This window comes from Streptomyces sp. JK94 (genome assembly GCF_053613315.1).
Genome location: NZ_JBSICH010000070.1, coordinates 1 through 6412, shown reverse-complemented (window position 1 = coordinate 6412; position 6412 = coordinate 1). Strand labels below are relative to the sequence as shown.

Below are 6412 nucleotides of genomic sequence, written 5' to 3'. Positions count from 1 at the left end.
GGAACGACGTAGGCGACGAGGGTTTTGTCGCCGGGGTGGTCTTCGCGGACGATGACGGTGTTGTGGCGGATGTGGGGGTGTTGTTGGAGGGTGGCGCGGGTTTCGGCGGGTTCGATGCGGAAGCCGCGGATTTTGGTTTGTTCGTCGGTGCGGCCGAGGTATTCGATGGTGCCGTCGGGGTTCCAGCGGCCGAGGTCGCCGGTGCGGTACATGCGGGTGCCGGGTCGGTGGGGGTTGGCGATGAAGCGTTCGGCGGTGAGGGCGGGTCGGTGGAGGTAGCCGTGGGCGAGGCCGGGTCCTGCCATGTGGATGTCGCCGGGGACGCCGATGGGGACGGGGTTGAGGTGGGGGTCGAGGATGTAGACGGTTTTGTTGTGGAGGGGGCGTCCGACGGGGATGGTGGGGCGGTGGGTGTCGGTGGGGGTGATGGGGTGGGTGAGGGTGAAGATGGTGTTCTCGACGGGGGAGTAGCCGTTGAGGAGGTGGAGGTGGGGTTGGTGGGTGAGGAGTTGGCGGGTGTGGGTGGGGGAGGCGGGTTCGCCGCCGGTGAGGATGTGGGTGAGGGAGGTGAGGGAGGTGAGGGCTTGGGGGTGTTCGTCGATGAGGTGGTTGAGGAGGCTGGCGGAGAAGTGTGCGGTGGTGACGGGGTGTTCGGTGAGCAGTTGGGCGATGACGGTGGGATCGGTGGTGTGACCGGGGTGCAGGACGCACGTCGCCCCGTGCAGCAACGGACCGAAGAGTTCCAGGGCGAAGGCGTCCCAGGCGACCGGTGAGCACTGGAGCCAGACCTGTCCGGGGCCGAAGTCGGTGAAGGTCTGTCCCATCAGGGTCGTGGTCAGGGCCTTGTGAGGGGTGACGACGCCCTTGGGCTCGCCCGTCGAACCCGACGTGAACATCACACACGCCGGATCGTCCGGCGTGACCGTGGCATCCGGCGGCGAGTCCGGCAGCCCGGCCTCCTCCGTATCGACGTCGACCACGGTACGACCCGGGCCGAGGTGTTCCGCCCCCTCGGCGTCGGTGATCACCACTGCCGCGTCGGTCGCGTCGAGCAGGGCGGTGATCCGGCCGCCCGGGAACCCCGGATCGAGCAGCGAGTAGCTCGCCCCGGTCTTCAGGACGGCCAGGACGCTCTCGACGAGACGCACACCCCGACCGAGCAGGACCGCCGCGATCCGACCCGGCCCCACACCGCGGGCCGCCAGCGACCGGGCGAGCCGGTTGGCCCTGCGATCCAGTTCCCCGTAGCTGTGCCGTCGCGTCCCGAGGACCAGCGCGGTGGCGTCGGGTCGGGTGGCCGCGTGGTCGGCCACGACCTCGTGCACGCACCGGTCGACGCCGGCCGGACGATCGCCGGCCCACTTCCCGAGCAGGAGTTCGCGCTCTTCCGCCGTCAGCACGTCGAGCGCGTGGACGGTCGTCTCCGGCGCCGCGGACACCTGCCCCAGCACCCCGGTCAGGCGGTGCGCGAGCGCCTCTACCGTCTCGCGGTCGAACAGGTCCGTGGCGAACTCGACACGCCCGTCGACGCCCGCCGGCCGGCCCCGCTCGTCGTGCTTCTCGTCCAGGCTCACCACCAGGTCGAACTTGGCGGTGCCCGTCCCCGCGGGGGTGACCGTCGTGCGCAGCCCGGGCAGGTGCGGGGTCGCGGCGGCGTTGTTCTGCACCGCCAGCATGATCTGGAACAACGGGTGCCGGTGCTCGACGCGCGGTGGATTGAGGTGCTCCACCAATCGGTCGAAGGGGAGGTCCTGGTGGTCGTAGGCGGCGAGGTCGGTGTCGCGTACGCGGGCCAGGAGGTCGGTGAAGGTGGGGTCGCCGCTGGTGTCCGTGCGCAGGACGAGGGTGTTGACGAAGAAGCCGACCAGGTCGTCGAGGGCTTCGTCGGTGCGGCCCGCGACCGGCGTGCCGAGAGGGATGTCGGTGCCCGCGCCGAGCCGGGTCAGCAGCGCCGCGAGCGCCGCGTGCAGCACCATGAACAGGGTGACGCCGTGCGCCCGCGCCAGCTCGGCCAGTTCGCTGTGCAGCCGTGCGTCGAGGGTGATGCCGACGGTGTCGCCGCGCCCGCCGGCCCGACCGGTACGGGCTCGGTCGGCGGGCAGGGGGGTCTCCTGCGGTGATCCGGACAACGCCTCCTCCCAGTAGCGCAGTTGCCGCGCCATCAGGGAATCCGCGTCGTCCGGGTCGCCGAGCAGCCGCCGTTGCCAGTCGCTGTAGTCCGTGTACCGGACCGGCAGGGGGGCCCATGTCGGCGCGGTGCCGTCGCGGCGCGCCGCGTAGGCGTCGGCGAGGTCGTGGAGCAGGGGCCGCATGGACCAGCCGTCGGCCGCGATGTGGTGCACCACGAGGACCAGGACGTGGGATCGCGGCCCGACCCGCAGCACCGTCGTGCGCAGGGGGAGTTCTCCGGCCAGGTCGAACGCGTGGCGGGCGTCCTCGGCTACCGCGTCGGCGACCTCCGTCTCCGCCACCGTGCGACACGGCACGTCTGGCCTTACCGTTTCCGGCCGTTGGACGCGTGGGACCGGCACACCGTCGACCGAGGGGTACGTGGTCCGCAGCGCCTCGTGCCGGGCGACCACGTCCGCCAGGGCCGCCCGCAGGGCCTCCAGGTCCAGAGGCCCCTCCAGCTCCAAGGTGTGGCTGACGTTGTAGGCGGCGCTCGCGCCGTGCAGCCGGTCGAGGAACCACAACCGGAACTGCGCGGCCGACAGGACGGGCTCCGTGCGGTACGCGGCGGTCAGTGCGGGCCGGGCCCTGCCTGCGGTGTCGAGCACGGTGGCCAGCGCGGCCGGTGTGGGGCAGGCGAAGACGTCCCGCAGTTCCACCTCGGCGTCCAGGGTCGCCCGCACCCGGTTGGCGAGCTTCGCCGCCAGCAGGGAATGCCCGCCGCACGCGAAGAAGTCGTCGTCCGGGCTGATCGTGTCGGTGCCGAGTACCTCGGCGAACACGCCGCACAGGATCTGCTCGCGCGACGTGCGGGGAGCGCGGCCGGACGCGCCGTCCGGGCTCCCGGGAGCCGGCAGGGCGGCACGGTCGAGCTTGCCGTTCGGGGTGAGGGGGATCTCGTCCAGGAGCACGTAGCTGTTCGGTCGCAGATGCTCGGGCTGCCGCTCGGCGATGAACGCGCGCAGGTCCGCGAGGTCGAGTTCGCCATCGGGCACGAGGTAGGCCACCAGCCGGTCGTCCCGGGCGATGACGGCACAGCGCCGCACCCGGGGATGAGTGGTGACGAGAGCCTGGACGGCCGACGGTTCGACGCGGAAGCCGCGCACCTTGACCTGGTCGTCGGACCGCCCGAGGTACTCGACGGATCCGTCGGCACGCCAGCGGCCCAGGTCGCCGGTGCGGTACATGCGTTCGCCGCCGGGCGCCGCCACGAACCGCTGCGCGGTGAGCGCCGGCTGCCCGACGTAGCCGTGGGCCAGGCCGGGCCCGCCCATGTGGATCTCGCCCGGCACGCCCACCGGAACCGGGCGCAGGTCGGGACCGAGGATCCATGTCCGCTTGCCGGCGATCGGCGTGCCGACCGGGACGGGCGCGTCCTTGGACGTGATGGCGTGGGTGAGGGTGAAGACCGTGTTCTCCACCGGTGAGTAGCCGTTGACGAGGCGGATGCCGGGGTGGCGCCGCAGGAGGGCCCGCACGTGCGGCACGGAGGCCGCCTCGCCACCGGTCAGCAGGTGGGTGAGAGGGGTGAGCGCGTCGGGGTGCTCGTCGACGAGGTGGTTGAGCAGGCTCGCCGAGAAGTGCGCCGTCGTTACGCCGTGCTCGGTCAGCGACCGTGCGACGGCGGCGGGGTCGGTGAGGTGTCCGGGTTGCAGCACGCACGTGGAGCCGTGCAGCAGCGGACCGAACAGCTCCAGCGCGAAGGCGTCCCAGGAGACCGGGGAGCACTGGAGCCAGACCGAGTGCGCGCCGGTGTCCGCGAAGGGCTGGTCGAGAAGGGTGCCGGTCAGCGCCCGGTGCGGGGTGACGACGCCCTTCGGCGTCCCGGTCGAGCCCGACGTGAACATCACGCACGCGACGTCCCCGGGCGACACGCTCACCTCAAGGGCGTGCCGCGGCCGGGCCGCGATCGCGGCGGCTTCGGCGTCCACCAGGACCGGCGGGGTGGACGGCACCAGCCCGGCGAGATCACGGGAAGTGATCACGACCGGCGCGCCGGTCCGCTCGAGGTCCTCGCCGAGCCGCACCGCGGGGAACCGGGGGTCCAGCACGGTGTACCCGGCGCCCGCGGTCAGCACGCCGAGCACGGCGACGGCCAACTCCTCGTTCCGGTCGAGCAGCACGCCCACCACGTCTCCGGGCCGCACTCCGCGTGCCACGAGGTGATGGGCCAGCCGGCGGGCGCGATCCACCAGTTGCCCGTACGTCACCCGGCGCGGACCGCAGACCAGTGCCGTCGAGTCCGGGGCAATGGCGGCGCGGTGGGCGACGACGTCGTGCACGGGCGGGCAGAGCCGGTCGCGGGGGGCGCCCGTCCAGTCCACGGACACCGCCTGCCGCTCGCTCGCGTCCATGACGTCGTGGGCGCCGATCGGCAGTTCCGGCCGCTGCGCCAGGGCGGCCAGCAGGCGGTCGAACCGCCGCACGATCCGCTCCGCGGTCCCGCGGTCGAAGAGGTCGGTGGCGTATTCGAGGTAGCCGGTCAGGGCATCGCCCCCGGCATCCCCTTCGTCCCCGTCGCGCAGGGACAGGGTCAGGTCGAACTTGGCCACCGGGTTCGGGACCGGGACCGCGGTGCAGCGGGTGCCCTGGAGTTCCGCCGCCACCTCCGAGGTGTTCTGCACGACGACCATGACCTGGAACAGCGGATGGCGATCGGTTCCCCGGGCCGGGTTGAGCTCCTGGACGAGCCGGTCGAAGGGGAGGTCCTGGTGGTCGTAGGCGGCGAGGTCGGTGTCGCGTACGCGGGCCAGGAGGTCGGCGAAGGTGGGGTCGCCGCTGGTGTCCGTGCGCAGGACGAGGGTGTTGACGAAGAAGCCGACCAGGTCGTCGAGGGCTTCGTCGGTGCGGCCCGCGACCGGCGTGCCGAGAGGGATGTCGGTGCCCGCGCCGAGCCGGGTCAGCAGCGCCGCGAAGGCGGCCTGCACGACCATGAAGGGGGTGACCCGGTGGGCCCGGGCCACGTCCGAGATCGCCGAACGGACGTCGCCGCCCACCCGCACCGGAAGCGACTCGCCGCGATGGCTCGGACGGGCGGGACGCGGCCGGTCGGCCGGCAGGTCGAGGCCCGCCGGTGCGTCGGCCAGCTGTCTCCGCCAGTAGTCGAGCTGCCGGGATGCCACCGAGTCCCGTCGGTCCGTCCCGCCCAGCAGGTCGCGCTGCCACAGGGTGTAGTCGGCGTACTGCACCGGTAGCGGGTGCCACTGCGGGGTTTGCGCGGCGAGGCGGGCCGCGTAGGCGACGGCCACGTCGTCGAAGAGGGGGCGCAGCGACCAGCCGTCGGCGGCGATGTGATGGACCGTCACCAGCAGCACGTGCCGCTGCTCGCCGGTGCTCAGCAGCCGCACGCGCAGCAGCGGTTCGCCGGACAGGTCGAAGACGTGCCCGGACTCCGCCGCGACGGCGCAGGAGACGTCACCGGGCGGGACGTCGGCGGCCTCGAAGACGCCCGCCAGCTCCGGCTCGGACAGGACGTGCTGGTAGGGGATGCCGTCCGCCGACGGGTACACCGTGCGCAGGGCCTCGTGCCGGACCGCCGTGTCGACGACCGCGGCCCGCAGGGCCGCGCGGTCCACCGGGCCCGCGACCTCGACGGCGTACTGCACGTTGTACGTGCGTGAGCCCCCCTCAGCCTGGTCGAGGAGCCACAGCCGGGTCTGCGCGGGCGACAGCGGCAGCCGTTCCGGGCGCTCTGCGGCCACCAGCGCGGGCCGTGCCCCGGCGGCCGAGCCGAGAACCGCGTCCAGGGCCGCGGGCGTCCGGTGGGCGAACAGCTCACGGATGCCGAGCTCGCAGCGGAGCACGGCCCTGATGCGGTTCGCGAGCTTGGCCGCGAGCAGGGAGTGCCCGCCCAGGTCGAAGAAGTCGTCCTCGCGGCTCACGGTCGTGAGCCCGAGCACCTCGGCGAACAGGCCGCACAGAATCTCCTCCCGCGCGGTACGCGCCCGGCCGCCGCCCGCCTCGCCCTGTTCGGGGGCCGGCAGAGCCGCGCGGTCGAGTTTCCCCGTGGCCGTCAGCGGGAGCGAGTCGAGCACCACGTAGGCGCTGGGCCGCAGATGCTCGGGGAGGTGGTCCGCCGCGTGACGACGCAGTTCGGACAGGTCGATCCGGTCATGGGGAACGACGTAGGCGACGAGGGTTTTGTCGCCGGGGTGGTCTTCGCGGACGATGACGGTGTTGTGGCGGATGTGGGGGTGTTGTTGGAGGGTGGCGCGGGTTTCGGCGGGTTCGATGCGGAAGCCGC

Annotated in this window: 1 protein-coding gene; it reads right to left on the bottom strand. The window is 72.8% G+C overall.

Annotated features, from left to right (window positions below):
* On the bottom strand, positions 1-6412 hold a 6412-nt coding region (locus tag ACVV2G_RS33025; protein WP_453846453.1), incomplete at both ends, for an amino acid adenylation domain-containing protein.